The organism is Brevibacillus antibioticus, from assembly GCF_005217615.1.
Taxonomy (GTDB): Bacteria; Bacillota; Bacilli; order Brevibacillales; family Brevibacillaceae; genus Brevibacillus; species Brevibacillus antibioticus.
This window is the reverse complement of the sequence record NZ_SZNK01000001.1, coordinates 4,415,282-4,441,229: the sequence shown is the minus strand read 5'-3', so window position 1 is coordinate 4,441,229 and position 25,948 is coordinate 4,415,282. Positions and strand designations below refer to the sequence as shown.

The 25,948-nt window shown below is 48.3% G+C and carries 24 protein-coding genes and 2 riboswitches; of the genes, 20 read left to right on the top strand and 4 right to left on the bottom strand.

What is annotated here, in order from left to right; all coding sequences use genetic code 11:
• Positions 1 to 9: 9 nt before the first annotated feature.
• Together E8L90_RS21305 and E8L90_RS21300 are read right to left on the bottom strand one after the other, a co-directional pair.
• The gene (locus E8L90_RS21305; protein WP_137031273.1) at positions 10 to 636 is read right to left on the bottom strand and encodes an FMN-dependent NADH-azoreductase; all 627 of its coding nucleotides are present in this window, start codon (positions 634 to 636) and stop codon (positions 10 to 12) included.
• Positions 637 to 771: 135 nt separating this feature from the next.
• On the bottom strand, positions 772 to 1,218 hold the full coding sequence (locus E8L90_RS21300) for a MarR family winged helix-turn-helix transcriptional regulator (protein ID WP_017247165.1): 447 nt from the start codon (positions 1,216 to 1,218) through the stop codon (positions 772 to 774).
• Between the two features lie 184 nt (positions 1,219 to 1,402).
• On the opposite strand from E8L90_RS21300, the gene E8L90_RS21295 reads away from it, so the two are divergent.
• Together E8L90_RS21295 and E8L90_RS21290 are read left to right on the top strand one after the other, a co-directional pair.
• Complete coding sequence (locus E8L90_RS21295; protein ID WP_137031271.1) at positions 1,403 to 2,503, top strand: carbohydrate kinase; 1,101 nt, start codon at positions 1,403 to 1,405, stop codon at positions 2,501 to 2,503.
• Positions 2,504 to 2,506: 3 nt separating this feature from the next.
• Complete coding sequence (locus E8L90_RS21290; RefSeq protein ID WP_137031269.1) at positions 2,507 to 3,433, top strand: pseudouridine-5'-phosphate glycosidase; 927 nt, start codon at positions 2,507 to 2,509, stop codon at positions 3,431 to 3,433.
• 78 nt (positions 3,434 to 3,511) lie between these two features.
• Here the strand turns inward: E8L90_RS21290 and E8L90_RS21285 are convergent, their stop codons facing one another.
• Positions 3,512 to 4,420 carry a VanZ family protein gene (locus tag E8L90_RS21285; protein ID WP_137031267.1) on the bottom strand — a complete coding sequence of 303 codons (909 nt, stop codon included), beginning with the start codon at positions 4,418 to 4,420 and terminating at the stop codon, positions 3,512 to 3,514.
• 215 nt (positions 4,421 to 4,635) lie between these two features.
• On the opposite strand from E8L90_RS21285, the gene E8L90_RS21280 reads away from it, so the two are divergent.
• From E8L90_RS21280 to E8L90_RS21205, 15 genes are all read left to right on the top strand, one after another.
• Positions 4,636 to 4,944, top strand: coding sequence for a DUF3139 domain-containing protein (locus E8L90_RS21280; protein ID WP_137031265.1), 309 nt, complete (start codon positions 4,636 to 4,638; stop codon positions 4,942 to 4,944).
• 257 nt (positions 4,945 to 5,201) lie between these two features.
• Positions 5,202 to 5,573: a hypothetical protein gene (locus tag E8L90_RS21275; RefSeq protein WP_137031264.1), complete on the top strand. Its 372-nt coding sequence runs from the start codon at positions 5,202 to 5,204 to the stop codon at positions 5,571 to 5,573.
• 69 nt (positions 5,574 to 5,642) lie between these two features.
• On the top strand, positions 5,643 to 5,885 hold the full coding sequence (locus E8L90_RS21270; protein ID WP_137031262.1) for a hypothetical protein: 243 nt from the start codon (positions 5,643 to 5,645) through the stop codon (positions 5,883 to 5,885).
• Between the two features lie 832 nt (positions 5,886 to 6,717).
• Complete coding sequence (locus E8L90_RS21265) at positions 6,718 to 9,138, top strand: heavy metal translocating P-type ATPase (protein WP_137031261.1); 2,421 nt, start codon at positions 6,718 to 6,720, stop codon at positions 9,136 to 9,138.
• A 64-nt stretch (positions 9,139 to 9,202) separates the two neighbouring features.
• A complete protein-coding gene (locus E8L90_RS21260; protein WP_012684125.1) occupies positions 9,203 to 9,403 on the top strand; it encodes a cation transporter in 201 nt (66 codons plus the stop codon).
• Between the two features lie 247 nt (positions 9,404 to 9,650).
• Positions 9,651 to 10,472 carry a PHP domain-containing protein gene (locus E8L90_RS21255; protein WP_137031260.1) on the top strand — a complete coding sequence of 274 codons (822 nt, stop codon included), beginning with the start codon at positions 9,651 to 9,653 and terminating at the stop codon, positions 10,470 to 10,472.
• The gene (locus E8L90_RS21250; protein ID WP_137031259.1) at positions 10,448 to 11,230 is read left to right on the top strand and encodes a sugar phosphate isomerase/epimerase family protein; all 783 of its coding nucleotides are present in this window, start codon (positions 10,448 to 10,450) and stop codon (positions 11,228 to 11,230) included. The genes E8L90_RS21255 and E8L90_RS21250 overlap by 25 nt, the downstream gene beginning before the upstream one ends.
• Before the next feature lie 15 nt (positions 11,231 to 11,245).
• Complete coding sequence (surE, locus tag E8L90_RS21245; RefSeq protein WP_137031257.1) at positions 11,246 to 12,025, top strand: 5'/3'-nucleotidase SurE; 780 nt, start codon at positions 11,246 to 11,248, stop codon at positions 12,023 to 12,025.
• A 37-nt stretch (positions 12,026 to 12,062) separates the two neighbouring features.
• Positions 12,063 to 13,139, top strand: coding sequence for an ABC transporter substrate-binding protein (locus E8L90_RS21240; protein ID WP_137031255.1), 1,077 nt, complete (start codon positions 12,063 to 12,065; stop codon positions 13,137 to 13,139).
• Positions 13,129 to 14,871, top strand: a complete 1,743-nt coding sequence (locus tag E8L90_RS21235) for an ABC transporter permease (RefSeq protein ID WP_244297340.1) — start codon at positions 13,129 to 13,131, stop codon at positions 14,869 to 14,871. Before E8L90_RS21240 ends, E8L90_RS21235 begins: the two co-directional genes overlap by 11 nt.
• Complete coding sequence (locus E8L90_RS21230; protein WP_137033549.1) at positions 14,868 to 15,923, top strand: ABC transporter ATP-binding protein; 1,056 nt, start codon at positions 14,868 to 14,870, stop codon at positions 15,921 to 15,923. The genes E8L90_RS21235 and E8L90_RS21230 overlap by 4 nt, the downstream gene beginning before the upstream one ends.
• A gap of 170 nt (positions 15,924 to 16,093) precedes the next feature.
• Positions 16,094 to 16,240, top strand: a riboswitch (cyclic di-AMP (ydaO/yuaA leader).
• 394 nt (positions 16,241 to 16,634) lie between these two features.
• Positions 16,635 to 17,861 carry a quaternary amine ABC transporter ATP-binding protein gene (locus tag E8L90_RS21220; RefSeq protein WP_137031253.1) on the top strand — a complete coding sequence of 409 codons (1,227 nt, stop codon included), beginning with the start codon at positions 16,635 to 16,637 and terminating at the stop codon, positions 17,859 to 17,861.
• Positions 17,845 to 18,684 carry an ABC transporter permease gene (locus E8L90_RS21215; RefSeq protein ID WP_137031252.1) on the top strand — a complete coding sequence of 280 codons (840 nt, stop codon included), beginning with the start codon at positions 17,845 to 17,847 and terminating at the stop codon, positions 18,682 to 18,684. Before E8L90_RS21220 ends, E8L90_RS21215 begins: the two co-directional genes overlap by 17 nt.
• The gene (locus E8L90_RS21210) at positions 18,684 to 19,616 is read left to right on the top strand and encodes a glycine betaine ABC transporter substrate-binding protein (RefSeq protein WP_425267118.1); all 933 of its coding nucleotides are present in this window, start codon (positions 18,684 to 18,686) and stop codon (positions 19,614 to 19,616) included. Before E8L90_RS21215 ends, E8L90_RS21210 begins: the two co-directional genes overlap by 1 nt.
• A 19-nt stretch (positions 19,617 to 19,635) precedes the next feature.
• Entirely contained in the window at positions 19,636 to 20,046 is a 411-nt protein-coding gene (locus E8L90_RS21205) for a hypothetical protein (RefSeq protein WP_137031251.1), read from the top strand.
• Positions 20,047 to 20,102: 56 nt separating this feature from the next.
• On the opposite strand, the gene E8L90_RS21200 is transcribed toward E8L90_RS21205, so the two are convergent.
• The gene (locus tag E8L90_RS21200) at positions 20,103 to 20,471 is read right to left on the bottom strand and encodes a Na-translocating system protein MpsC family protein (protein WP_007728893.1); all 369 of its coding nucleotides are present in this window, start codon (positions 20,469 to 20,471) and stop codon (positions 20,103 to 20,105) included.
• A gap of 241 nt (positions 20,472 to 20,712) precedes the next feature.
• Positions 20,713 to 20,859: riboswitch (cyclic di-AMP (ydaO/yuaA leader) on the top strand.
• A gap of 697 nt (positions 20,860 to 21,556) precedes the next feature.
• Here E8L90_RS21200 and kdpA point away from each other — a divergent pair.
• The 3 genes from kdpA to kdpC all read left to right on the top strand — a co-directional run bounded on the left by kdpA (position 21,557) and on the right by kdpC (position 25,942).
• A complete protein-coding gene (kdpA, locus tag E8L90_RS21195; protein WP_137031249.1) occupies positions 21,557 to 23,230 on the top strand; it encodes a potassium-transporting ATPase subunit KdpA in 1,674 nt (557 codons plus the stop codon).
• Between the two features lie 73 nt (positions 23,231 to 23,303).
• Positions 23,304 to 25,343 carry a potassium-transporting ATPase subunit KdpB gene (gene kdpB / locus E8L90_RS21190; RefSeq protein WP_137031247.1) on the top strand — a complete coding sequence of 680 codons (2,040 nt, stop codon included), beginning with the start codon at positions 23,304 to 23,306 and terminating at the stop codon, positions 25,341 to 25,343.
• Positions 25,344 to 25,378: 35 nt separating this feature from the next.
• A complete protein-coding gene (gene kdpC, locus E8L90_RS21185; protein ID WP_137031245.1) occupies positions 25,379 to 25,942 on the top strand; it encodes a potassium-transporting ATPase subunit KdpC in 564 nt (187 codons plus the stop codon).
• Positions 25,943 to 25,948: the final 6 nt, after the last annotated feature.

The following is a 25,948-nucleotide window of genomic DNA, read 5'->3' as shown; positions in this document are numbered from 1 at the left end:
TGGCGGGCCTTAGAAGGATTCCGCCAGTTTTACTGCTTTTTCTACACCAGCTGCAACGAGCTCAGCTGCTTTGTCTTGGAATTGGTTGTGACCTTCTACGATTACTTCGGTTACATTGCTAACGCCCCAGAAGCCGAGGAGCGTGCGAACGTATTTGTTTGCCATTTCCATCTGTGCCATAGGTCCTTCGGAATAAACGCCACCGCGTGCGCTCAACAGAGCTACTTTCTTGTCGCCCATCAGACCAACTGGACCTTCAGCTGTGTACTTGAATGTTTTACCTGCTTGGGAGAGGTAATCCATGTACGAGTGCAGAACAGCAGGAACGGTGAAGTTCCACATTGGGAAAGCAAATACGACTTTGTCTGCTGCTGTAAACTGGTTCAGGTATTTGTTAACCAAGTCAGCGCGTTTTTGCTCATCAGCAGACAGCTCGATGCCGTTTCCTGCTTTCCACATAGCGGTCAGCATATCGTTACCGTAATAAGGGAGGTTTTCAGCAAACAGATCCAACTCAACGATTTCGTCATTTGGATGTGTTTCTTTGTATGCTTTCGTGAAAGCTTCGTACAGCTTTACACTTGTAGCCTGCTCAACTGGGCGATCGTTTGCTTTAATAAAAAGTACTTTACTCATGGAAATTTCATTCCCCTTCCGTTTGGTAAGTGACTAACTTTTAATGTGTAAATCTTGATTTTAAGATTATTACGTTTAAGATCTTTTGTCAACACTTTTTTAAAACGATTGTGGTGAAGAGAGGGAACTGCTCATCTAATAAGTAGCTTGAGCAGTGCGTCCCAACTTTTTTAGCAGTTCGATTGCTTGTCGCTGTTCTTCTGGTGTGAGACCTTCCATCGCTTTCTCAATTGCGAGTTGATGAGGAGGGAAGATTTCGGACAAAAATTGGTGCCCTTTTTCCGTGAGCTCCGCATAAATGACGCGGCGGTCTGCCGAACAGGGCTTGCGAATAAGCAGTTGCTTCTTTTCTAGCTTATCTACAACGTAGGTAATGTTTCCGCTGGAGATCAATATTTTTTCGCCAATTTGCTGCAATGGTTGAGGACCTTTATGAAATAATACCTCTAGTACGCCGAATTCAGTTGGATTTAGTCCATGCTCGCGAATGTGACGATTGGAGTGAGCGGTAACCCAGTTGTATGACCTTGATAAAACGACAAAAAGATCGAGGGGATCATTTCGCAGTGGTTTGTCAGACATATGGACCCTCCTATTCATCGAAATTTAGATATCTCTAATTTAAGATAATCCTACATGATCGTATTCATGTTTGTCAAATTGAGATAAAAAAATGAAAAATACGCCTGTACAAACAATTGTCTTGGTGATAAACTTTTGTTTGTAAAAGAGCTGTGAAAGCGTAATAGAAGAAAGGAGGATGACCGTGGAAAAAGACATGCAGATCCTTCATCATATCCGGCAAAATCCTTTTATCACGCAACAAGAGCTGGCTGATCTAATAGGCATCTCACGTTCAGCGGTAGCTGGCTACATCGCACAGTTGACCAAACGCGGGGAAATTAAAGGACGGGCTTATGTACTTCGTGATGAAGGAATGATTGCCTGTATCGGTGGGGCCAACCTGGACCGCAAAGCACGCGGCAAGCAACAGGTGCGTCTACACTCATCCAATCCCGTTACGATTATGGAATCGTGTGGAGGGGTGGCGCGGAATATCGCGGAGAACCTCGGTCGTCTTGGCTGCAATACGTCCCTCATCACCAGCATTGGTGAGGACAAAGAAGGCGAATGGCTCTTGCAGGAGACGAAAAAGCACGGGGTGCACATCAGCCAAGTGTGGCGACTGCCTACACAGCGGACAGGAACGTATACCGCGCTACTCGATATTGATGGCGAGATGGTTGTTTCCTTGGCGAACATGGATATTTACGATGCTCTTACACCAGAGATGTTCGCGGAAAAATGGTCGCACATTGCAGCAGCCCACGTGGTTTTCATTGATACAAACATTCCGGCGGACTGCTTGGCCTACATCATCGAACGTTGCCGGGAGGAAAATATCCTGCTCTTCGTTGACCCGGTCTCTTCCATTAAAGCTAAGAAGCTCCCACAGCAATTGGACGGAGTAGAAGCGATTTTGCCGAATCGCGAAGAAGCCGAGCTGATGGCTGGCATGAAGATCACGACGATCGAAGAATGCGCCGAGGCTTGCCGCAAGATCAGGGAACGAGGCGTCAAGCACGTCATTGTGACCTTGGGCGAAGAAGGCATTTACTATCAATCCGAGGACGTGGAGGAGCATATGCTTCCATACCCAACGGAAGTAGTAGATGTAACGGGTGCGGGAGATGCGTTCGCGTCGGGACTCTTGTATGGCATTGTAAACGGAGAGTCTTTCCAGAGCGCGTGCCGCCTTGGATTGGCAGCATCCGCTCTGACATTGCAAACAGATCAGTCCGTATCTCCTCTATTAAAAGCAGAACAATTGGAACTGGCCGTAGAACAATTCGAAAAGGAGCGATAAGAGATGAAACAATATTTGACCTTTACTGAGGAAGTACGCCACGCATTGGAGAACAATCTGCCGGTAGTTGCGCTGGAGACGACGATTATTTCGCATGGTATGCCATATCCGCAAAATATTGAAATGGCAAAAGAAGTAGAACAAATCATTCGCGACAACGGTGCCGTACCAGCTACGATCGGGATCATGGACGGCAAGATCAAAATCGGGTTGACGGACAGCGAGCTGGAAGAGTTTGCGACGAACAAAAATGTAGCAAAAGTAAGCCGCCGCGACTTCGCTTACATTTTGGCTAGCGGTAAAATTGGTGCGACTACAGTAGCCGCTACCATGATCGCAGCTGAGATGGCTGGCATCCACATGTTTGCAACTGGCGGAATCGGCGGGGTACACCGTGAAGGCGAAATCACTTGGGACGTATCTGCTGACCTGACTGAGTTGGCGCAAACAGATGTAGCTGTAGTATGCGCAGGCGCAAAATCGATCCTTGATATCGGCCGCACTCTCGAATATTTGGAAACACAAGGTGTACCAGTTGTGGGCTACCGCACGGATGAATTCCCATCCTTCTTCGCTCGCGAAAGCGGATTTGGCGTAGACATGCGTATCGATACACCAGAAGAAGTCGGTAAGATGATGAACACCAAATGGGATCTGGGACTCAAAGGCGGTATGATTATCGCGAATCCAGTACCAGAATCTGATGCACTCAACCACGAGGAAATCGAGACTGTGATCCAAAAAGCACTCGCAGAAGCTAAAGAAAACAACATTGCAGGTAAACAGGTAACGCCATTCATGCTCGATAAAGTGAAAAAGCTGACAGAAGGCAAGAGCTTGGCAACAAACATCGCGCTGGTGAAACACAATGCTGAAGTAGCTGCGAAAATCGCGGTAGCTTATCAGAAAGAAGCGAATCAAGGTAAATAAGAGAGTTTAGACAACACAATAGGTAAAGAAAAACGAGCCGCTAGAATCGCTTTCTAGGGCTCGTTTCGTTTATTTTACTCACTCCCACCAATGTTGCATTCCACGGATTCCAACATCCCACAGCTTAGCGTTTCCGGAAACGATAATGGTAATTTCGTTTACCTCGTTAAAAGGCATCTCCCTTAAAGCCTCTGCCCCTTGATAGGATTGTTCGTTTAACTGAGGTAGTTCTTGTCCATCTACGATGATCTTGGCTTCACCCTTTGAGTCTCCATTGTCGGGAATGCCGAAATAGAAAGAAAGCCAGACATTTTTTTGGTTCCCCAGAATATAGTGGTATGTTTTGGTTGATTCCGCTTCACTGCTATACACGTTCATTTTCGGCTCTATTCGCTCACCTGCTATCGAAAAGCTTGGGAGATTCTCAGTCATAGGTGTAGTTCCTGTCATTTCTTTCATAACCGTTAATGATTGAACGGGGCCTTCTCTTTTTTTGAGGATTTCAGAGACAACCATGACTCCAAATACAAGTACAACAATGGTTAGAGCCGAAGCCATGAGCTTTTTATAAGAAAGGTTTGAAGAAAATCCAACTCGATAGGCAACATAACCAATCGCTGCACCTATTGTATTGGATATCACATCATTTACATCAAAGCTACCTAGATAGGTTAGGGCCTGAACTGTTTCTAGAACGAAAATCGCTAAGACAAACAAGGATATGAACTTCCCAAATCTTACACGATACAACAGGGGAAATAGTAGTCCAAAAGGGATAAAAGCAGCAACGTTTCCGAAATCAACAATCCATGAATAATTTAGTTCTGGAAATGTAAGTGGTACTCCTTCTGGGACAAGGATAAAGGTGTAACTATCTACACTAGTTGCACCGTCAAGTCTGTTAAACGCAAAGAACATAAAAAATAATATTAAAATAGTATATAGAATGGTTCCTATAAAGATGAGTTTCCGTAATCTCGCTTCCATAAGGTCTCCTTTGATTATATTTATCCTTGGAATTTATAACCGTCTGTTTATGCGCGGTTAACATTCTTATGTAACGATTGATTTTCCATACCTACCAGGCGATTTCGGAGGCTATGAACAATAGGAAAATTCACCTTATTATACCATGCTATCGCTTTCGCTCTTTACGGAAAAAAAGCATCGTTTTACAACCACTTTTTGGGGGGATAACGAAAATGAACAAAAAAATAATGATTATAGTTTTCCTAGGCTTAATCCTTATCTCTGTTCCAGTTATATATGTTCAAGGAACTTTGTTAAGCTTAGAGAATCAGGTACGCCAACATCTCATTACCGAGAAAGATATTGATGAGAAAACAATAGTTAGTGTAAATAGCGTTTTTGGGAAGCTTCCGCTCTTTAGTGTAGAAGTTATTTTTGCTGACGAACCCGATGTAAAATACTTTTATACTGAAAAAAACGGAAAAATAGTAACTTTACATTCAACGATTAAACCCAAAGAATACAAATACAAACATAAATGAGTCCCCGGATGCTGGTACTACCCCATCTCCTGTCAATTGTTTTAGGTAACTTTTCCCTTAAAGCAATAATAAAGCCGGTCTACTCGGGTCCTGATAAGTTTTATATAAACAAGCGTCCGAATCCCTGAATTCGTAAGATTTTTGATATTTTTTCTATTTTGTAATAATATGTAAAATAGTAATTTTGACCTATTAATTTACATAAATATAAATGGTAATATATACCTTATTTACTAGAGAAAGGAGAGTTTCATTAAATGAAAAAAATGTTTGCTGCTTTGTTTTTCACACTGGTAATGCTAGTAACAATGATTCCGCAAACCCATGCTTCGATTTTGCCGATAATTTTGGCTTATGAAAAAGCAAAAGATGAAGGGACCCCAGCTCCTGTTCATGAAGTAGTTGAAGACGCACCCTTACCAGTAAAAGATGCTCCTCCTTGGTCTTCTAAAGACCGTGTTGATGATGGGGAACTAGTGCAACGTAGATATTACGACCAAAACGGTAAAGTTGAACTGGATATTGACTATAACGATCATGGAAATCCAAAACAGCATCCTAAGGTACCACATAGACATGACTGGTATTGGCCTCCTGTCGGTCCTCCATCCAGAGGTAAATGGTATTAATATAAAAAACCACCCATTATCGGGTGGTTTTTTGTAAACTATTCTTAATTATGATTGGAGGAGATTACCATGGATTATACTTTCCCTATATTTAAGCAAGACATATTACAAGGTAGAGAAGTAGAGTTTAAATACGAGAACAGTTTGTATTCAATAACAAATACACCAAATGGCTTTTGTTTTTGCAAATTTTATGAGGATGACGTTTGTTTCGACAGTCCAAACGAACTCTTAGAGAAAGTTCAAATTGATGGGAAAAATCTCGAAGAAATATTTAGTGAACATAAATTTCAGCTAGTCCGTTTGTATTAGTAATCTTCAAAGTTTGTGTCCGAAAATAGGTATTATGTAAACAAGCGTCCGAATCCCCAAATTCGGGCGCTTTTCGCTGTTTTCAGCGATTAGGTTTTTCCTCCACCCCAAATTGTCCATTCAGCGTAGACAAAACGGCTTTTTATACGCTAAAGCACATTCTCTCGCTAGCTTCCATTTACTCGCGTTTTCATAATTGAGAGAACGATCGATAAAATCGTATTTGGGTCTATCCATATTTGCACTCTTTCCCGTACATACTTTTCATTGATGAAATCCGTGGCCGGCATTCGGTAAAGAACTTCGTATGGGATTACTACAGGCTGCGGACCATACACCGATACCCTGTGTTGTCTGCATCTAGCAGCAGTCGGGCCTTTGCATGAAAAGCACCGCGGCATAGCTCGCCCAGAAGGATACTTCCTGTGCAGCTGTTGTTAACATCTTGAAAGCTATACCAAGAGGGTTACTTAGAAGGCTCCCTCAAATGATTACTCACACTTCTCGATACAAACCCGCAAAACGGTGTAAAAGCATGGCAACCAGTTTGCTGTTAAGAAGTACTGCCATATGTTTGGAAGGAGACCGCCCGAACAAAGTGAGGAAAAAGGCGACTGGAAAACATGTGGCAGGGCTTGTCCGGCAGAATAGCTGGATGACAACTAAGCATTTTCCTTGTGTTTTCAACAGTTGAAGCCCATTTAGGAAAAAATTGAAAAAGGCACTTGATATACCCTTAGGGGGTATTGTATAGTAAAGGTGTGATCAGGAAACAACGTAAGGGAAACGTTACAATAAAATATACCCCTCAAGGGTATTTGGAGGAATTATAATGAGTGCCAAAACAGCAGAGGCAACAGTCGCAATCTCAGGGATGACTTGCGCAGCTTGTGCACTGCGCATCGAAAAGGGCTTGGGAAAAATGGAGGGAGTGGAGACCGCCAATGTCAATCTGGCTTTGGAAAAATCCACAGTCGTGTTCGATCCAACGAAAACGAACATCGACGACATTCGCTCCAAAATTGAATCGCTCGGCTATGGCGTCGTCACTGACAAGGTGGAGCTAAACATCTCGGGAATGACATGTGCGGCTTGCTCCACACGGATCGAAAAAGGCTTGAACAGAACAGCTGGGGTTTTGAAGGCAAACGTGAACCTGGCGATGGAAACAGCCACCGTCGAATACGATTCATCTCAGGTAAGTGTGACGGACATTATTCAAAAGGTAGAAAAGCTCGGGTATCAGGCGACTCGCAAGGAAGAAGGAAAAGAAGAAGAAAAAGTAGATCGTCGCCAGGAAGAAATCAAACGTCAGACCCGCAAGTTCTGGATCTCCGCGATTCTGTCGCTCCCGCTGCTCTGGTCGATGGTGAGCCACTTTTCCTTCACCTCGTTTATCTGGCTGCCTGAAAGCTTGATGAATCCGTGGGTACAGCTCGCATTGGCAACACCGGTACAATTCATCATCGGAGCGCAATTTTACGTGGGAGCTTTCAAAGCCCTTCGCAACAAGAGTGCCAACATGGATGTGCTAGTTGCTCTTGGTACCTCAGCTGCTTATTTCTACAGTTTATGGGTTGCGCTCAACTCAATCGGTGCTCATGGCGGCCACATGCTTGAGCTTTACTTTGAGACCAGTGCGGTACTGATCACGTTGATCGTCTTGGGTAAACTGTTTGAGATGAAAGCAAAGGGACGCTCTTCGGAAGCGATCCGCAAGCTGATGGGCTTGCAAGCAAAAACAGCAGTAGTCGTACGGGATGGCGTCGAAATGACCATTCCTGTAGAAGAAGTGAGATTGGGCGACGTCGTTCACGTGAAGCCGGGCGATAAAGTACCTGTCGATGGCATCGTCATGGAAGGACAGTCCGCAGTAGATGAGTCCATGCTGACTGGTGAAAGTATTCCGGTGGATAAAGCCGCAGGCGATACCGTCATCGGCGCCACTTTGAACAAAAACGGCTTTTTGAAGGTCCAGGCAACCAAAGTCGGAAAAGAAACGGCTCTGGCGCAAATCATTAAAGTAGTAGAAGAAGCACAAGGAACAAAAGCACCGATTCAGCGTGTAGCTGACAGCATCTCCGGGATTTTTGTCCCTATCGTAGTAGGGATTGCGATTCTTACCTTCTTGATCTGGTACTTCTTCGTTATCCCTGGCAACTTCGGTGAGGCTTTGGAAAAAGCAATTGCCGTGCTCGTAATCGCTTGCCCATGCGCCCTCGGTTTGGCAACGCCGACCTCGATCATGGCGGGCTCTGGACGCGCAGCTGAGCTGGGCATCCTGTTCAAAGGCGGGGAGCATCTGGAAACGGCTCACCACCTGGATACGATCGTCCTGGATAAAACAGGGACTGTAACCAAAGGAGAGCCAGAACTGACAGACGTCATCGCCATTGATATCGAAGAGCAAGATCTGCTCTCTTTGGTCGGTGCCGCTGAGAAAAACTCCGAGCACCCATTGGCTCAAGCTATCGTTCGCGGAATTGCAGATAAAGGAATCACTGTGGCTGATACGGGTTCGTTTGAAGCTATTCCTGGTTTCGGTATCCGGGCCACCGTCGCTGGCAAAGAAGTACTCGTCGGTACCCGCCGCTTGCTGGAAAAACATCAAATTTCGTACCAAGCAGTGTCTGATACCATGCTGGCACTGGAGCGCTCCGGTAAAACGGCGATGCTCGCAGTCGTCGAAGGCAAGCTCGCTGGCTTGATTGCGGTAGCGGATACGATCAAACCAACCTCCAAGCAAGCTGTTCAGCGCATGAAAGCAATGGGATTGACTGTGATCATGATGACCGGTGACAACCGTCAAACTGCTGAGGCCGTTGCCCGTGAAGCAGGAATCGATCACGTCATCGCAGAAGTCCTGCCTGAAGGCAAGGCCGCAGAAGTGAAAAAACTGCAAGAACAAGGCAAAAAAGTCGCGATGGTCGGCGATGGTATCAACGATGCTCCTGCACTTGCTACCGCTGACGTCGGTATGGCAATCGGTACAGGTACAGATGTGGCGATGGAAGCAGCCGATATTACCCTGATGCGCGGCGAACTGACCAGTGTCGCAGACGCCATCGAGATGAGCAAACTCACAATCCGCAACATCAAGCAAAACCTGTTCTGGGCATTGGCCTACAACACCTTGGGCATCCCCATTGCCGCAATCGGCTTACTCGCTCCATGGCTTGCCGGTGCCGCAATGGCCTTCAGCTCCGTATCCGTTGTACTCAACGCACTGAGACTGCAACGAGTGAAGCTGTAACAACAGTAACAAGCGGCTTTGTCCGCCTTACCTATACAACATAAAATGTAAGGAGAGATTGATCATGACAAATATCACATTGAACGTAGAAGGTATGTCTTGCAACAAATGCGTAGCGCGCATCGAGAACACATTGAAAGATCTGGGTGCGGAAGGCAAAGTAAACCTGGCTGAAAAAAAGGTTGAGGTTTCCTACAACGAGAGCAACTTGACTCTCGATGCAGTGAAAGAAGCAATCGAAGACCAAGGCTACGACGTCGTTTAATCATCGTACCTATCCAAAAGCTCTTGCCTGATTGAGGCGAGAGCTTTTTTCTTTTTTGTAAAGAATTCGTAAATCGTTAATCAAACGTACATATTTCAGCGGATGAACGAAACAAAATCGCATGAACACCTGATTTTACTTTTATCAAACCTTGTTAGGTGCTTTATATGGCCTTAAAAAACGGGATTTAGAATGAAATCAAACAGAAAACACAGCAATGTCGGATAGTGAAACTGGAGGAATGGTTATGCTGGATTTGCATATGCACACGACTGCTTCTGACGGAAAACTGTCACCTCGGGAATTGCTTATGGATGCCAAAGAGCGTGGTGTGAATTATTTAGCCATTACCGACCATGATACCGTGGATGGTTATCTGCTTGCCCGTGAGGATGCCAAACAGCTCGGCATACAGCTTATACCGGGAATTGAGTGGAATACAGACGGATCGGAGGACGAACTACATATTTTGGGGTACGGCTTGGATATATCCGATGCTCGTTTGCTTCATGTCATGGAAAGACGGCAACGGGAGCGTATCGAGTGGATCAATGAGATAGTTGTGGGCTGCAATCGACTGGGGCTGTCCATTTCTATGGAAGAGTGCATGGCACGGGCGAACGGCGGAGTGATGGTTCGCACGCATGTTGCCGAGGTCATTGCCGACCGGGGCTACTGCTCAACTCCCCAGTCTGCCTTTGAGACGTATTTGCGCAAAGGGTGTGCCGCTTACGTGCCCCGTCCTATCTTTTCTGCACGGGAAGCAATTGAAATTACCCATGAAGCGGGCGGAATTGCTGTACTGGCTCATCCTGGCATCTACCCTTTTGAGGTTCAGCTTGATGCGTTGCTTGAATACGGAATCGACGGCATTGAGGTATATTATCCGAGACATTCTGCAGCAAAGATGGCTTTTTGGGAGAGACAAGCCAAAGCCCATCATCTCATCCGTTCGGGAGGGAGCGACTTTCACGGTCATCGCTCACGTAACCCATATCCGCTCGGTAGCGTGCCAATCCCGGTAGAGGTAAAGGAGTGGTGGAAATGCTGTATGTTTCATCAACACTGATGTGGGCTTACCCGGTAGAGGCGGCTGTCTTGATTGCGCGTCAATACGGATTTGCGGGTATGGAGGTATGGGCGGAGCACGTCTGGTTTTACCAAAGTGACCCGAAAGAAATCCAACAGGCGGCAAAACGAGCTGGAATGAAGCTGACCTTGCATGCAGCTAGCTGGGATTTAAATTTGTGTTCGCTGAATCATGGCATTCGCAAGCAATCCATTGAAGAAGTGAAGCGTTCCTTGACGCTAGCAAGTGAAATCGGGGCCAAAAGTGTGACCATCCATCCGGGAAGAGTGACGCTGTCGCCCAGAAACCGAAGCTGGCATGAGCCGATTCTGATTGAGAGCGTGAATGAGCTGGCGTACGAAGCAAGGAAAAAAGACTGTATGTTGTCTATCGAGCACATTGAGCCTCTGTCGAAGGAAATGATCGTGACACCACAAGATATGAATCAACTGAGAACGGCATTGGAATACCCGACGACAACCACGTTTGATATTGCTCATGTTCCTCTTTCCTGTTCCTTGTCGCAATTTTACCGCGAGCTGGAGGGGATCGATAAAATTCATGTGAGCGACGCTACGGCAACCAAGCTGCATGTGCCATTAGGAACAGGAGAGATTGATTTGCCAGGCATTTGGCCGTTGTTGTTTGAAGAAAAGAGACCTGTTGTTGTAGAAGGCTTCGATGATGCGAGGAGCTTGTCTCAGCTCAAGCAAAACATGGTTTATTTACGGCAAGAGGATTGTGTTTCATTTGGATAGGAGGTCCGTATTATTTTGAATATTCTCGTAACCAATGACGATGGAATTTTTTCAAGTGGAGTGCTTTGTCTGGCGCAGGCACTTCAGCCCTTTGGTAATGTATCCATTGTCTGTCCGGATCAAGAACGTAGTGCGATCAGCCATGCCATTACGTTGAAATCGCCAGTCAAAGCAAACAAAGTAAACTTTTTTGAAACCTCGCTGGAAGCATGGGCCGTCAATGGCACACCGGCTGACTGCGTCAAGATGGCGATTGAGGTCATTCTCAAGGAAAAGCCAGATGTAATTGTATCTGGAATCAACCGTGGACCGAATCTGGGACGGGATGTCTTTTATTCAGGTACGATCTCAGCAGCGATTGAGGGGGCGATGTACCAGATTCCTTCCATCGCTATATCTCTCGCTACGCTGAAGCCAAACCCGAATTTTTCAATCGTCGAGCCGCTTGCCTACGAAATATTTGAAACCCTGCTCAGACACAAGCTCAGTCCCGAAACGGTTCTGAACATCAATCTCCCGTATTTGTCCAGGGAAATGGTAAAAGGAGTAGCAGTCACGCCGCTGGCAATGGATGTTCTGCGCTATCAATATGTGGGCTTGAACGATCCGCAAGGGTATATGTGCTACTGGCTCTCCGACCACTTGAGTGAGCTTCACTTTGAGGACGAGGAGTCCGATTATTACAAGCTTCGCGACGGTTATATCACTATTACTCCTTTGCAATTAAACATGACGAATACTGCCATGAAGGCAAAAATCGGCAAATGGTTTCAAGGCGCGAAGCAAAGCACTTAGCTGTTAACCACTCATGATTTTTAGGAGGAATGAACAAGTGAAACGTGTTCTTAGCCCAAAATGGACCCTTTCTTTATTCGCAGCCGTTGCTGTCTTTGGACTGGCAGCCTGCGGTTCCCAGCCTTCTTCCACATCACCAACCCCGGCGGCGAACACTGCAGCGACATCTGAGTCTGCCCCAGCCCCAGCCAAAATCGCAGGGTCGCTGAGCTTTTATACCTCCCAGCCAGATGCAGACGCGCAAGCATTGATCGAGGGTTTTTCGAAAAATAATCCGGAGGTAAAAGTAGAGCTGTTCCGATCCGGTACAGAGGAAGTGATGAGTCGCTTGCAGGCGGAGGCACAAGCTGGGCAGGTAAAAGTAGATGTGCTTTTGGTTGCGGATGCACCGACCTTTGCTAGCCTGAAAAAACAGGATTTGCTCATGCCGTATGCTTCGCCCGAGGCTAAGGACATTCCGGCGGAGTGGAAGGATGCAGAGGGCGCCTATACGGGAACCAAAGTGATGGCAACCGTTCTTGCAGTCAACAGCAGCAAGGTTGCCGCTCTTCCGGACAGTTGGAAGGTTCTGACCAGTCCGGAAGCCTCGAACAAAACGATTATGCCAAGTCCACTCTACTCTGGAGCAGCAGCCTATAACATAGGCGTACTTACTCGGCAGGCTGATTTTGGTTGGGACTACATAGCTGGACTCAAAGCAAACCAGATGACAGTCACTAAAGGCAATGGTGCCGTATTGAAAAGCGTCGCAGGCGGCGAGAAGGAATATGGGATGGTTGTGGATTACCTCGTAGCTCGGGCGAAAAAAGACGGCTCTCCAGTCGAGCTTATCTATCCAAACGAGGGTGTTCCTGTCATAACCGAACCAATCGGGATCATGAAAGCAACGAAAAATGCAGAGGCAGCAAAAGCGTTTGTCGATTATGTGCTCTCGGAGGAAGGACAGCAGCTTGCAAGCAGTCTTGGGTACACTCCGATCAGAAAAGGCATCGCTGCTCCGGAAGGGCTACGCGCTCAAGACCAGATCAAGGTGCTTTCTGCGAATACAGATGAACTTGAAGCGAACAGAGAGGCGGACAAAAAGAAATTTGGAGAGATGATGGGTGCAAAGTAACTGGCAGGCAGCAGTGTCCGAGCGAAAGATGGGGGAACGGCGAAAAATGACCGTGCCCCTGTCGTTGGAAAAGGCGGCCACATGGACCGTGCTGGTGCCGGTCGCCTTCTTTTTTATGTATCCGTTGTGGAAGTTGATCGCTCTTAGTGTGCAAACAGAAGCTGGAATCGGTCTTCGATACTTTGCGGATGTGATCACACATGTACGCACCTGGAACGCTATCGGTCACAGCGTTACGGCGGCAGGAGCTTCTACGCTCATCGCGTTAGTCATTGGTGTGTCGTTGGCTTGGTTATGCGCCTATACAGACATACGCTGGAAGTCTGCCATTCACGTACTTGCCCTGTTGCCATTGCTGATTCCCTCGTACGTGATGACCTTGGCCTGGACACAACTGGCAGGTCCGCAAGGGGTATTGAACCGGGCAGCGAGCTGGCTTTATGGTGGGCCTTTGGAGCTGTGGGACGTCTATGGCTTGGACGGGATCATTGTTGTAATGGGTCTAACGCATTATCCGTTGGTCTACATGCTCACGCTGTCCGTTCTGTATCGGATTCCCAAAGAACTGGAATGGGCGGCTCATTCTTCAGGGGCTACGGCTACGACCGTATTTCGCAAGGTGACACTCCCACTCGCCTTACCGGGAATTGCAGGAGGCGGACTGCTTGCTTTTATTTCTGGACTCGATAATTTTGGTGTCCCTGCGTTTCTCGGGATCCCGGAAAATATCCCTTTATTGAGTACGTTGATTTATGAGGAGGTCATCGGATTTGGACCGAGCGCTTTTGCGAGGGCTTCTGTCTTGTCTATTTTGCTTGGCGTGATAGCATTGGCGGGAACAGGAGTACAGTGGCTCTTTTTGCGTAAAAGCCGGGTAGACCAGACCAGTGCCGAGGACAAATCGATTCGCCGTCACTTGGAAAGGTATCGACGGGGTGTGGAGGTTCTTGTTGGACTCTTTTTGTTGGTGACGAGTGTGCTTCCTCTCTTGTCCATGGCAGCGAACGCTTTCATCAAGGCGTATGGGTTGCCTTTTGTTCCGCAAAATCTGACATGGAAGCATTTTGCGTTTGTTTTGTTTGACCATGTTGGAACGAGAGCGGCCATCGGCAATAGCCTGATGCTGGCCTGCTTGACTGGCGTCTTGTGCGTGGTGGCTGGAACATGGTTCGCTTACTGGCGCATCCATCGGCCTTCCTTTATGGGAAAAGTAATGGAAGGAGCTGTCGCTTTGCCGTATGCTTTGCCCGGTATGGTGCTTGGTCTGGCGATGATTTTAACGTGGATCGAGCCGATTCCTAGCTGGCAGCCAGGAATATATGGAACGGTTTGGCTCATTTTGATTGCGTATGTGACTCGCTTTTTGATCTTGCAAGTAAAAAGCAGTACGGTCTCCATTATGCAGGTGGGCAAGGAAGTAGAAGAAGCAGCACGGATCAACGGTGGTCGATTTTGGACGAGGTGGTCCCGGATATTGCTTCCGCTCTATGCACCGGGAATGGCAACAGGCTTGTTTCTGGTGTTCCTGACAGCTTTTACTGAATTGACAATATCATCGCTTCTGTGGTCATCCGGTTCGGAAACAATCGGTGTCGTTATTTTTAGCTTTGAGCAGGCGGGATCAACGACTCATAGCACGGCCCTTTCTTCGTTGATCGTAGTGGCCATCCTGCTGGCTTTGACAATGGGCGGTTTATGGAAACGATATTGGCAACGGAGGATACAGGGATGAACAGTGCAAGAGTGAAGGGCGTTTCCAAAAAATTCGGAGATGTGACGGCGCTCCACCATCTGGATCTACAAATTGGACAAGGGGAATTCGTTGCTTTGCTCGGGCCGAGCGGTTGCGGAAAAACGACACTGCTTAGGCTATTGGCGGGTTTTGAATCGCCTACCAGCGGAGAAATCTGGATCAATCAAGAGTGCGTAGCGGACCAGGCAAGAAGAAAGCCGCCAGAGGAGCGGCGGATTGGTATGGTGTTTCAGTCATTCGCACTTTGGCCGCATTTGACTGTCTATGAGAATGTCGTGTTTCCGTTGCAACATCAAAAGCACGTGCCTGCCGCTTACAAAGATAATCCAAAGGTACGGGTGGCCCAAATGCTGGAGATGGTCGGTCTTGGAGGAATGGAAGAGAGATTTCCCAATCAGCTCTCTGGTGGACAAAAGCAGCGCGTTGCTCTGGCGCGGGCCATCGTGTTTAACCCTACGCTGCTTCTGATGGACGAGCCATTGAGCAGTCTCGATGCAGAGCTGCGTATGCAAATGCGCAAGGAAATCCAATTTATTCACCGCGAGCTGGGGACTTCCATCGTCTACGTCACACACGATCAGTCAGAGGCACTGGCTATGGCGGATCAGATCGTCGTAATGAAAGGCGGCAGGGTGGAACAAGCAGGTAGCCCGCAGGATATATACTATTCGCCCCAATCGCCTTTTGTCGCCAAGTTTGTGGGACGGGCTAACTTCTTAAAAGGAAACTGGTCTTGCCCCAATACCTTTCTGTTGGAGAGACAAGGAGAGCCAGCGGTACCAATTGCTGTTTCCCGCGACTTTTCTTCCTTTCACGCTCAGCAAATATTGCCGGTTCGTCCCGATCAGTTGAAGCTCGCAGCGTGGCAGCAAGGAATGGAAGGCGTTATCGGAAAGGTATCTCATGTGCAATTTCAGGGGAGAGAACTGCTTTATTCCATCCGGGTCGGGGAGGATGACTGGGAGGTTGTCACGGACATCAGTCAGCGCTTTTCCTATGAGGAGCGTGTATGCGTAGAGGTTTGTGTATAGAAAGGGAAAGATAGCTAAGGGATTCTTCAATTGGATGAGCATGAACCATCTAAATCAATGCGACTCATTAAGAAAGGCGCTATTCAGTTTGATTCAACGAAAATGAACGTTCACAATAACTGGAAGCGAGCGTATAATCAAAGTCACAATCACGATCAAATAAGCAACAAAACACAATACGGCCTAGTTCCGAGATTCTCGGAAGCGGGGGAACCAATCTTTTGGGGTTAATCCTGAGTGATCAGGAGGGATGAGGAAAAGTCTTCTCTGCCATCCTACCCGTCAGCTAACCTCGTCGGTCAAAGCAGGGAAGGTCATGGATGGATAAAGTCTAGGCATATAATGCGCAACCAGGGGATTCCTTGGCGGGCGTGTGATAGGTCGATGCAGGCTTTTTCTTTGGGACCTTTGTTCTGGAGAAAAAGGATGGATCGGCCTATTTTTTATGGAAATACCGACGAGTAGCTTACGCGATACAGTCGTGAATGAAATGGTGTGGATCGCTGGGAGGAAAACGGTACGACATAAACCGCTGACAATCGAAATCAGGAAGACAGAGTACAGGGAGTCCTGAAAATGGGCGCCAGGTATTACGTAAGCCTGCGGATTTTCAACGCAAGTAAAAATCAAGCGTGCATGCTTGACTTTGCTTGCGTGTGGAAACTTCGCAGGCTTTTTGCATTTACGAAAAAACGAAGGATGAGGGATACCATGCCCAAAATGAAAGTCCATCAACTGACAAAAGTGTTCGGTAAGCAGCCTGAGCTGGCCTTGAAGCTGCTGGCGGAAGGACGTACGAAAGAACAAATTTACAAGCAAACGGGCCAGTCTATCGGGGTCAATCAGGTCAGCTTTGAAGTCGAGGAAGGTGAAATCTTCGTCATCATGGGCCTGTCCGGCAGCGGCAAATCAACCTTAATCAGACTGTGCAATCGATTGATTGACCCAACGAGCGGAAGCATCGAGATCGATGGGGAAGAAATTGTGGACATGAAGGCATCGGCTTTGCGCGAGGTGCGGAGGAAGAAGCTCGGGATGGTATTCCAAAATTTCGCCCTGTTTCCGCAGCGGACGGTTCGGGAAAACGTGGAGTTTGGTTTGGAGATTCAACAAGTACCACCAGGGCTCCGGCAAGAAAAAGCACGGGAAGCGCTCGCGCTCGTTGGACTAACCGAGTGGGAAAATGCGTACCCGGATCAATTGAGCGGAGGCATGCGCCAGCGAGTCGGATTGGCGCGGGCGTTGGCTAATAATCCAGATATTCTCTTGATGGACGAAGCGTTCAGTGCACTGGACCCGCTCATTCGAAAAGATATGCAGGATGAGCTGCTGGAGCTTCAGATGACGATGAAAAAGACGATCCTGTTTATTACACATGACTTGCACGAAGCGTTGCGGCTGGGCGACCGGATTGCCTTTATGAAAGACGGGCAGATCATTCAAATCGGCCGCCCAGAAGAAATCATGGCAGACCCAGCGGATGAATTCGTGCGGAAATTCGTGGAGGATGCCGACCTGTCCAGGGTGCTCGTTGCTGAAAATGTGATGAAACGGGCAGAAGCAATCACACCTGACAAAGGGGCGCGAGTGGCGCTACAACTCATGATGGATAACGGCGTGTCCAGCTTGTACGTCGTGGACAAAAAGCGCACACTGCTTGGCTTGATTACGGCGTATGACGTATCACTCGCGATCAGTACGGGAGATTCGCTGGAGACGATCATGAAAACCGACCTCCCTACCGTTTCACCTGACGCACGTCTGCACAGTTTGTTCCCGATGATGGCAGACCTGCACGTCCCGATTGCGGTAGTGGGCGAGCAGCAGCGTTTGTTGGGTGTCGTCGTAAAAGGAGCGGTGCTAGGTGGGCTGGTAGGAAAAGTAAATGTCCAAGAGCATCAGAGAACAGAGGTGATGAGTGATGGACGCCTTGCCTAAGCTGCCGATTGGCGAATGGATGGAAGGGTTCGTGGAGGTACTGGGCCATTACAAAGGGGTATTGTTTGATCCGGTGTCGATCGTCATTTCCACGATGGTGACTTACTGTTCCACGGTTTTGGCAGAGATACCTTCGCTGATTCTCATCTTGCTGCTGGGGGCCGCTACGTGGGTTTTTGCAGGGAGAGCGTCCATGGTCTTTACGGTTATCGGACTTTCTCTCATTCACAATTTGGGGTACTGGGATGAAACGATGGAGACATTGGGACTCGTCCTCACTTCCGCGATTATTTCGATCGCTATCGGGATTCCGGTGGGCATTCTTTGCGCGAGACACGATACGTTTCGTAATCTCGTCACGCCAGTACTGGATTTGATGCAGACGATGCCAGCGTTCGTTTATTTGATTCCCGCGATCTTTTTCTTCGGCTTGGGCGAGGTGCCGGGAGTCATTGCCTCCGTTATTTTTGCTTTGCCGCCAATCGTGCGTCTTACGAACTTAGGCATACGCCAGGTCCCAGCGGAAATGGAGGAAGCGGCGGACGCCTTTGGCGCAACTGGGTGGCAAAAGCTCGTGAAAGTACAACTGCCTTATGCGAAATCGACGATCTTGGCGGGCGTCAATCAGTGCATCATGCTCGCCCTGTCGATGGTGGTCATAGCGGCTATGATCGGGGCGAAAGGCTTGGGGGCGGACGTATATCGTGCTGTTTCGCAAGTGGATATAGGAAGAGGATTCGAGGCGGGACTATCTATCGTGATTATCGCTATCGTCTTGGATCGGCTTACTCAACATGCAGGAAAAAAGGAGAGAAACACATAATGAACAAAACGGTTCCAGCTTTACTGGCAGTGATGATGGGAGCGACAGCTTGGCTTGCAGGCTGCTCCAGTCAAAACACAAACACACAATTACCGACAGCAACGGTGGTCGGTCCGATTGCTTCTGAGAAGTTGGACAACGCGCTAGGAGAAAAGCTCGACTACAAAATCATCGGAATCGACGCAGGAGCAGGCTCGATGGTGAAGACAGAGGAAGTCATGAACCTGTATGGCTTGGATAAATGGCAGCTTGTCGAAGGCTCAGATGCAGCAATGACAGCAGCTTTGATCAAAGCCTACGAAGCGAAGGAACCGATTATCATTACGGGCTGGACGCCACATTGGATGTTTAAAAAGATGGATTTGAAATACTTGGCAGACCCGAAGAACGGCTTTGGCGGTGCGGAACAAATCCATACCATCGTGCGCAAAGGGCTGAGAGAGGAACAGCCTGCTGCCTATCACTTTCTGGATAAGTTCTGCTGGGAGCCAGCCGATATGGAGTCAGTCATGGTTCAAATGATTGACGGAAAAGATCCGGAAGTGGCCGCTGCGGAATGGGTAAAAAACAACGAAGCCAAAGTAGCGAAATGGGTGGAGGGCATCCAGCCTGTCCAAAAAGAGAAGCTGACGCTCGCTTATGTAGCATGGGATTCCGAGATTGCCAGCTCGCACGTCGTAGAGCATGTGCTGGAGCAGAAGCTGGGGTATGAAGTCGAACTGAGTCAGGTGCAGACTGGACCGATGTGGGCAGGAGTGGCCATTGGGGATGTAGATGGAATAGTTGCGGCGTGGCTGCCGTCTACAGATACGAGCTATTTGAAGAAATTTGGTGGGCAAATCGAGGATTTGGGTCCGAATCTCGACGGAACCAAAATCGGACTCGTAGTTCCTTCGTACATGAACATCTCGTCCATCGAGGATCTTCAATAAGGAAAGGGGAGGCGCTGCTATGAAGCACTATCTCGTAATGGGCAAGGGGGAAGCTTTCACTTCTTTTATCCAGACACTATGCTGCGATCGTTTGCCTGCTTTTTGGGGAAGGAATCCCGGCGCCTTTTCATTGACAGCGGGGCCTGGAGACCAGACGATTCAGCGTTTTTTGCCCATCTCATTTGACGAGTGCTACCGCGATCAGGAATCTTTGCTGCTCTACCATTCCGTCTACATCTTCCCCGATGAGTGGGCGGAGGGGAGCGACTTCGTTACACTGTTCAAGCAGCTGGGCACCTGCCGGATTTTTGTGATGACGCAGGAGCATCGGAACGCGATGTTATACAAGGCGCTCGGGGCAAATCACGTCATCGTGAGCCAGCCCGGGTATAAAGGCTACGGCTGGCTGGCTGAACAGATGAGTGGGTAAGAGTGGAATAGAAAAGGCTTCGCCTGCAGATGAGGCGGAGCCTTGTTTTCGTGACATTAGCCCAACATTTTTTCGAAGTCCTTGTCCAATACATAAACCTCGATCCGTTCACCCATTTTCGTGCTGATGTCGCTATGACTGGATAGTACCTTGCAGCTTGTCAGCTTTTCTACGATTTCTTCCGATTCTTCGCTGTACATTTCACGGAGAACCTCGCGCATTTCTTTGACGATGCGGCGGCCTTTATCATGACTGGACAGATGCTTTTCTTCGACGGTGAGAACACCTTTGAATCTGACGATAACCATATCACCGACAATGTAGGTCTTCGCTTCCTGTGGACCTCGTCCAATCAGATCGCGCTGAAATTTTATGAATGCTTCGCTGATTTCTGCTTCCAGCTTTTTTTTGTTAGAGATGGCCAAACGCCATACCTCCCATAATTTATCATTGTGCCTAATATTACTCAGCCGTCTTGAGGCTGTCAAACAAATAGGTTAATAATGTGAAAACGCAAGAGAAACGATGAAATATCATGATCGGATGAGGGCTGATAGGTTTAAATCGCTTACATGGATAAAGAATGCAAAAATCGTCTGAAAAAGACTGAAATAGGACATTAACATCCGTTTATGCCGGACGTATAATGAGACTCGTAACCAACAATTGCAAATATGGCCAAATCCCGAGGCACTCGGGAACGGAGGACCCAATCAGTAGGGGTTAATCCCACGTATGAATCGTGGGAGGGATGAGAAACTCTTTCGCCATCCTACCCGTCAGCTAACTTCGTCGGCTAAAGCGAGGGAGGTCTAAAGACCGCCTGTTTGAGGAGGCCTTTTTGTTATCCATTTAGGACGACAAGGGTTTACTCGAAACGTAATGCAGGTCTTTTCGTTTTGCTCAAAAACGGCTAATGACCGTTTTACTCACAAGTAAATAACTGTTTTTTTGAAAAAGGAAACGGGAGACAAAACGCAAAGAAGGCAACTTCAAGTCGGCTGGGCGTTAGGTAGACCAATGAGTACTTTTTCTCCGATACAAAGAATCGTTTTATTTGCCGTGGAAGCGGGCGACTTCGTTCGTCTGTTCATCTTCAGCTCGGTCAAATGTGGCGATCTTTCGGGGAAATCGTAAGCATTGGTCTATTTTTTTCTCAAATGGCAGGTTTTTTTCAAAAAAGGAAGCCTGTGCAGGGGGAAGCGAGAGAGACGAGTCAGCAAGACTTTACGGGATAGTCAGTACCAGAAAAAAGGAGGGACATTGCATGGACGTGGTTTCCATACTGCTCTTGGCGCTTTCATTCGGTGTATTTTTTGCACTCATCAAGTTTTGTGACGCCGTGGTAAGAGAACAGGGAGGGAAAGAGAAATGATCTGGTTGCTTTTGATTATGGCAGGGCTTGCGATGTACCTGTGCCACGCATTGATTTACCCGGAAAAATACTAGGGGTTACCTGAATCATTCGTTTATTTGGAACCATTTTTTAGAGGGAGTAGGAGGAACTGTCGTGGACTTTATACAAATAGCGTTGGTTTTGGTGGTGCTTTTCGTGCTCGCCATACCAATGGGAAAATATTTGGCACGCTCCTTTTCGCTGGAGACGACTCGGTTGGACCGTGTTTTTGGTGGGTTGGAAAAAGCGATATACAAGCTGTCTGGTATTCGCGTAACAGATATGACCTGGAAGCAGTACGCAATGGCTGTTTTGGTCAGCAACATGTCGATGGTAGCCATTGCCTATCTCTTGCTTCGTTTGCAAGGGATGCTGCCTGGAAACCCAAGTGGTATTGCGGCGATGGAGCCGTTGCTTTCCTTTAATACGGCTGTCAGCTTTTTGACGAATACGAATCTTCAGCATTACAGCGGGGAGAGCGGATTGTCGTATCTATCGCAAATGCTGGTCATTATTTACCTGATGTTTACCACACCAGCGACAGGGATCGCGGTCGTGATGGCCTTCATGCGTGGGCTGACAGGGCAGCGTAGCATCGGTAACTACTACGTAGACCTAGTACGTGCTCATATACGTGTGTTGATTCCACTGGCCATTGTCGTGACACTGCTCTTGGTGTCCCAAGGCGTGCCGCAGACGATGGAGCCGACCGCAACAGCGACAACCATTGGTGGAACGGAGCAACAAATCGCTCGCGGTCCAGTTGCTTCACTCGTATCGATTAAGCATTTGGGAACAAACGGAGGCGGATTCTTCGGGGTAAACTCCTCGCATCCATTTGAAAACCCGACTCCGCTGACAAATGTGATCGAAATTTTGTCGATGTTCTTGATCCCGGCGGCACTGCCATTCGCATTCGGCTTCATGGCGAAGAGCCGCAAGCAAGGCTGGGTTATTTTTGGAGCGATGTTCGTGATGTTCCTGGCGTTCCTGATTACGGCGTATGCCAATGAAGGAAACGGCAACCCGGCGCTGGCACGGGCTGGTCTGTCACAAGAAATGGGCAGCATGGAAGGAAAAGAAGTCCGCTTTGGTATCGCACAAAGCACCTTGTTCACCGCCGTGACAACAGCGGCAACAACAGGAACTGTGAACAACATGCACGATACATTGACACCACTTGGCGGCTTGGTTCCGCTCGGTGAAATGATGCTCAACTGCGTATTCGGCGGAGATGGCGTCGGAACGGTTAACATTTTGATGTATGCGATTTTGGCTGTATTTTTGGCGGGCTTGATGGTAGGGCGTACGCCTGAATTCCTCGGCCGCAAGATCGAAGGAAAAGAGATGAAGCTGATCGCCATCGCGATTCTCGTTCATCCCCTGATTATTTTGGCGCCTACCGCTATTGCATTGGCAACAGAAATGGGATCGTCCGCAGTGTCGAACCCAGGCTTCCACGGCATTTCGCAAGTGCTGTACGAGTACACATCCTCGGCAGCCAACAACGGTTCCGGTTTTGAAGGATTGGGCGACAATACGCCATTCTGGAACATTTCTACCGGACTCGTCATGCTGTTTGGTCGATACGTCTCGATCATTACGATGCTGGCGGTAGCAGGCTCCTTGCTCGCAAAAACGCCGGTACCGGAAACGATGGGTACATTGCGCACAGACAATAGTGTATTCACAGTGATTTTGGTTGCAACTGTGTTGATCGTAGGCGCACTGACATTCCTGCCTGTGCTTGCTCTTGGACCAATCGCCGAGTGGCTTACGATCCGATGATAAGAGGAAGTTTAATAGCTCACTTTGAACATCGATTTGAAAATGAATACTAGAGGCAAAGGAGTAATTTTCCATGAGTAGAACGCGCACGGTTGCGCTTCCTAAAGATTTGTATCAACGGGCCTTTGTCGAGTCTTTCAAAAAACTGGACCCGCGTGTGATGATGAAAAATCCAGTCATGTTCGTGGTAGAGATCGGATTCTTCATCACGCTTCTCCTGACGTTTGTGCCCAATTTGTTTGGGGGAGCTTCGGACCCGTTTTACAACGGCATCGTCAGCTTGATCCTGTTCGTGACGATTTTGTTCGCCAACTTCGCAGAAGCCTTGGCAGAAGGTCGCGGCAAAGCACAGGCAGAGAGCTTGAAAAAAACGAAGCAGGACACGCAAGCAAAAAAAGTGGGGAAAGATGGTCGCATGCAAGTCGTCAGTTCCACAGAACTGCGAAAGGGCGATCTGGTGATAGTGGAAGCAGGTGAGCTGATTCCATCTGACGGGGAAATCGTCGAGGGTGTCGCCTCTGTGGACGAATCAGCGATTACAGGTGAATCCGCTCCGGTCATTAAAGAAGCAGGTGGTGACTTCAGCTCTGTCACGGGAGGCACACGTGTCGTCAGTGACCGCATCCGTGTCCGTGTGACGACTGATCCCGGCGAATCGTTTTTGGATCGCATGATTTCGCTGGTGGAAGGTGCGAAGAGACAGAAGACTCCGAATGAAATCGCGTTGAATACACTGTTGGTCAGCTTAACGTTGATTTTCCTGATCGTCTGCACGACTTTGCTGCCGATAGCCAACTATGTGAATGCAGCCATTCCGGTTGCGACTCTGATTGCTCTGCTCGTTTGCTTGATTCCGACCACGATTGGTGGACTCTTGTCAGCGATTGGGATTGCGGGTATGGACCGGGTCACACAATTTAACGTTATCGCCATGTCCGGTAAAGCCGTTGAAGCATCCGGAGACATCAACACTATTATTTTGGATAAAACAGGAACGATCACGCATGGTAACCGGATGGCTGCCGAGTTTGTCACCGTAGGCACCGTCAAAAGCACGGAATTAAACCGAGTAGCTGCACAAAGCTCGGTCTATGACGAAACACCGGAAGGACGCTCTGTTGTAGAGCTGGCGAAAAAACAAGGTCTGGCACTTGCTGAACTGAAATTGCCCGGTTCCGAAGGCGTGGAGTTCCGCGCTGAAACAAGAATGAGCGGGACGAATCTGGTAAGCGGCGTCCTCATTCGCAAAGGAGCCGTCGATGCCATCAAGAAATACGTGACAGAGCAAGGGGGCAGCATCCCTGCTGACTTGGATGAAAAAGCAAACCGGATTGCAACGGCGGGCGGCACGCCATTGGCTGTAGCAGAAGGTAATACGATTCTCGGTTTGATTTACTTGAAGGATACCGTAAAGCCAGGGATGCGCGAACGCTTTGAAGAGCTGCGCCGCATGGGAATTCGTACAGTAATGTGCACAGGGGATAACCCGCTGACAGCAGCGACGATTGCCCGCGAAGCAGGTGTGGACGATTTCGTAGCCGAAGCCAAGCCAGAAGATAAGATAGCGCTGATCCGCAAAGAACAAGCGGCAGGCAAGCTCGTCGCCATGACGGGTGACGGTACGAATGACGCGCCAGCTCTCGCACAAGCCGATGTTGGTTTAGCGATGAACACGGGTACGGTAGCGGCGAAGGAAGCAGCGAATATGGTCGATCTGGATTCTGACCCGACTAAAATCATCGAGGTCGTAGCGATTGGCAAGCAGCTTTTGATGACACGCGGTGCATTGACGACGTTCAGTATCGCCAATGACGTAGCGAAATACTTCGCGATCATTCCTGCGATGTTCATGCTGGCGATCCCACAAATGAGTGCGCTCAACATCATGGGTCTGGCGACACCGCAAAGTGCGATTTTGTCCGCGTTGATCTTCAATGCGATCATCATCCCGATCCTGATTCCGCTGGCGATGAAAGGTGTGAAATACACGCCAATGAGCGCGACAAAGCTGCTTAGCCGCAACCTGGTGATCTATGGCTTGGGAGGAATTATCGTTCCGTTCGTGGGCATCAAGCTGATTGACTTGATTTTGACCGGATTGAATCTGGTGTAACTCATATTGAAAAAAGAAAGCTCAGGTGAACCGATATGATCTTGAAAAATTTGCGTCTCAGCCTCGTTTTGCTGCTGATTTGCGGCATTGCCTACCCGCTGGCGATGACAGGGATTGCACAGGTTGTCATGCCTGCACAGGCGAGCGGTAGTCTCATCACCGATGGGAGCGGCAAGGTGGTCGGCTCCGAACTGATTGGGCAGACCTTCACCGATCCGAAGTACTTCTGGGGACGCATTTCTTCTATTGATAACAATGCGTCAGGCTCTGGCTCGAACAACTACGCGCCATCCAACCCGGCCCTGATCGAACGTACGCAAAAGGATATCGCCGCATTTCTGGCAGCGAATCCTGGCGTAAAGCAGGAAGACATCCCTGCTGATTTGTTGACCAACTCCGCTTCTGGTCTGGACCCACATATCTCGCCAAAAGCTGCCCAGATCCAGGTGGAGCGTGTAGCCAAGGCGCGCAATCTCGAACCGGTACAACTACAGGCACTGATTGAAGCCAATACAGATGGAAGAAGCTTGGGTGTTTTCGGGGAGCCACGTGTCAATGTAGTGAAGCTGAATTTGGCTTTGGACGCAGTGAAAAAGTAAAGAATG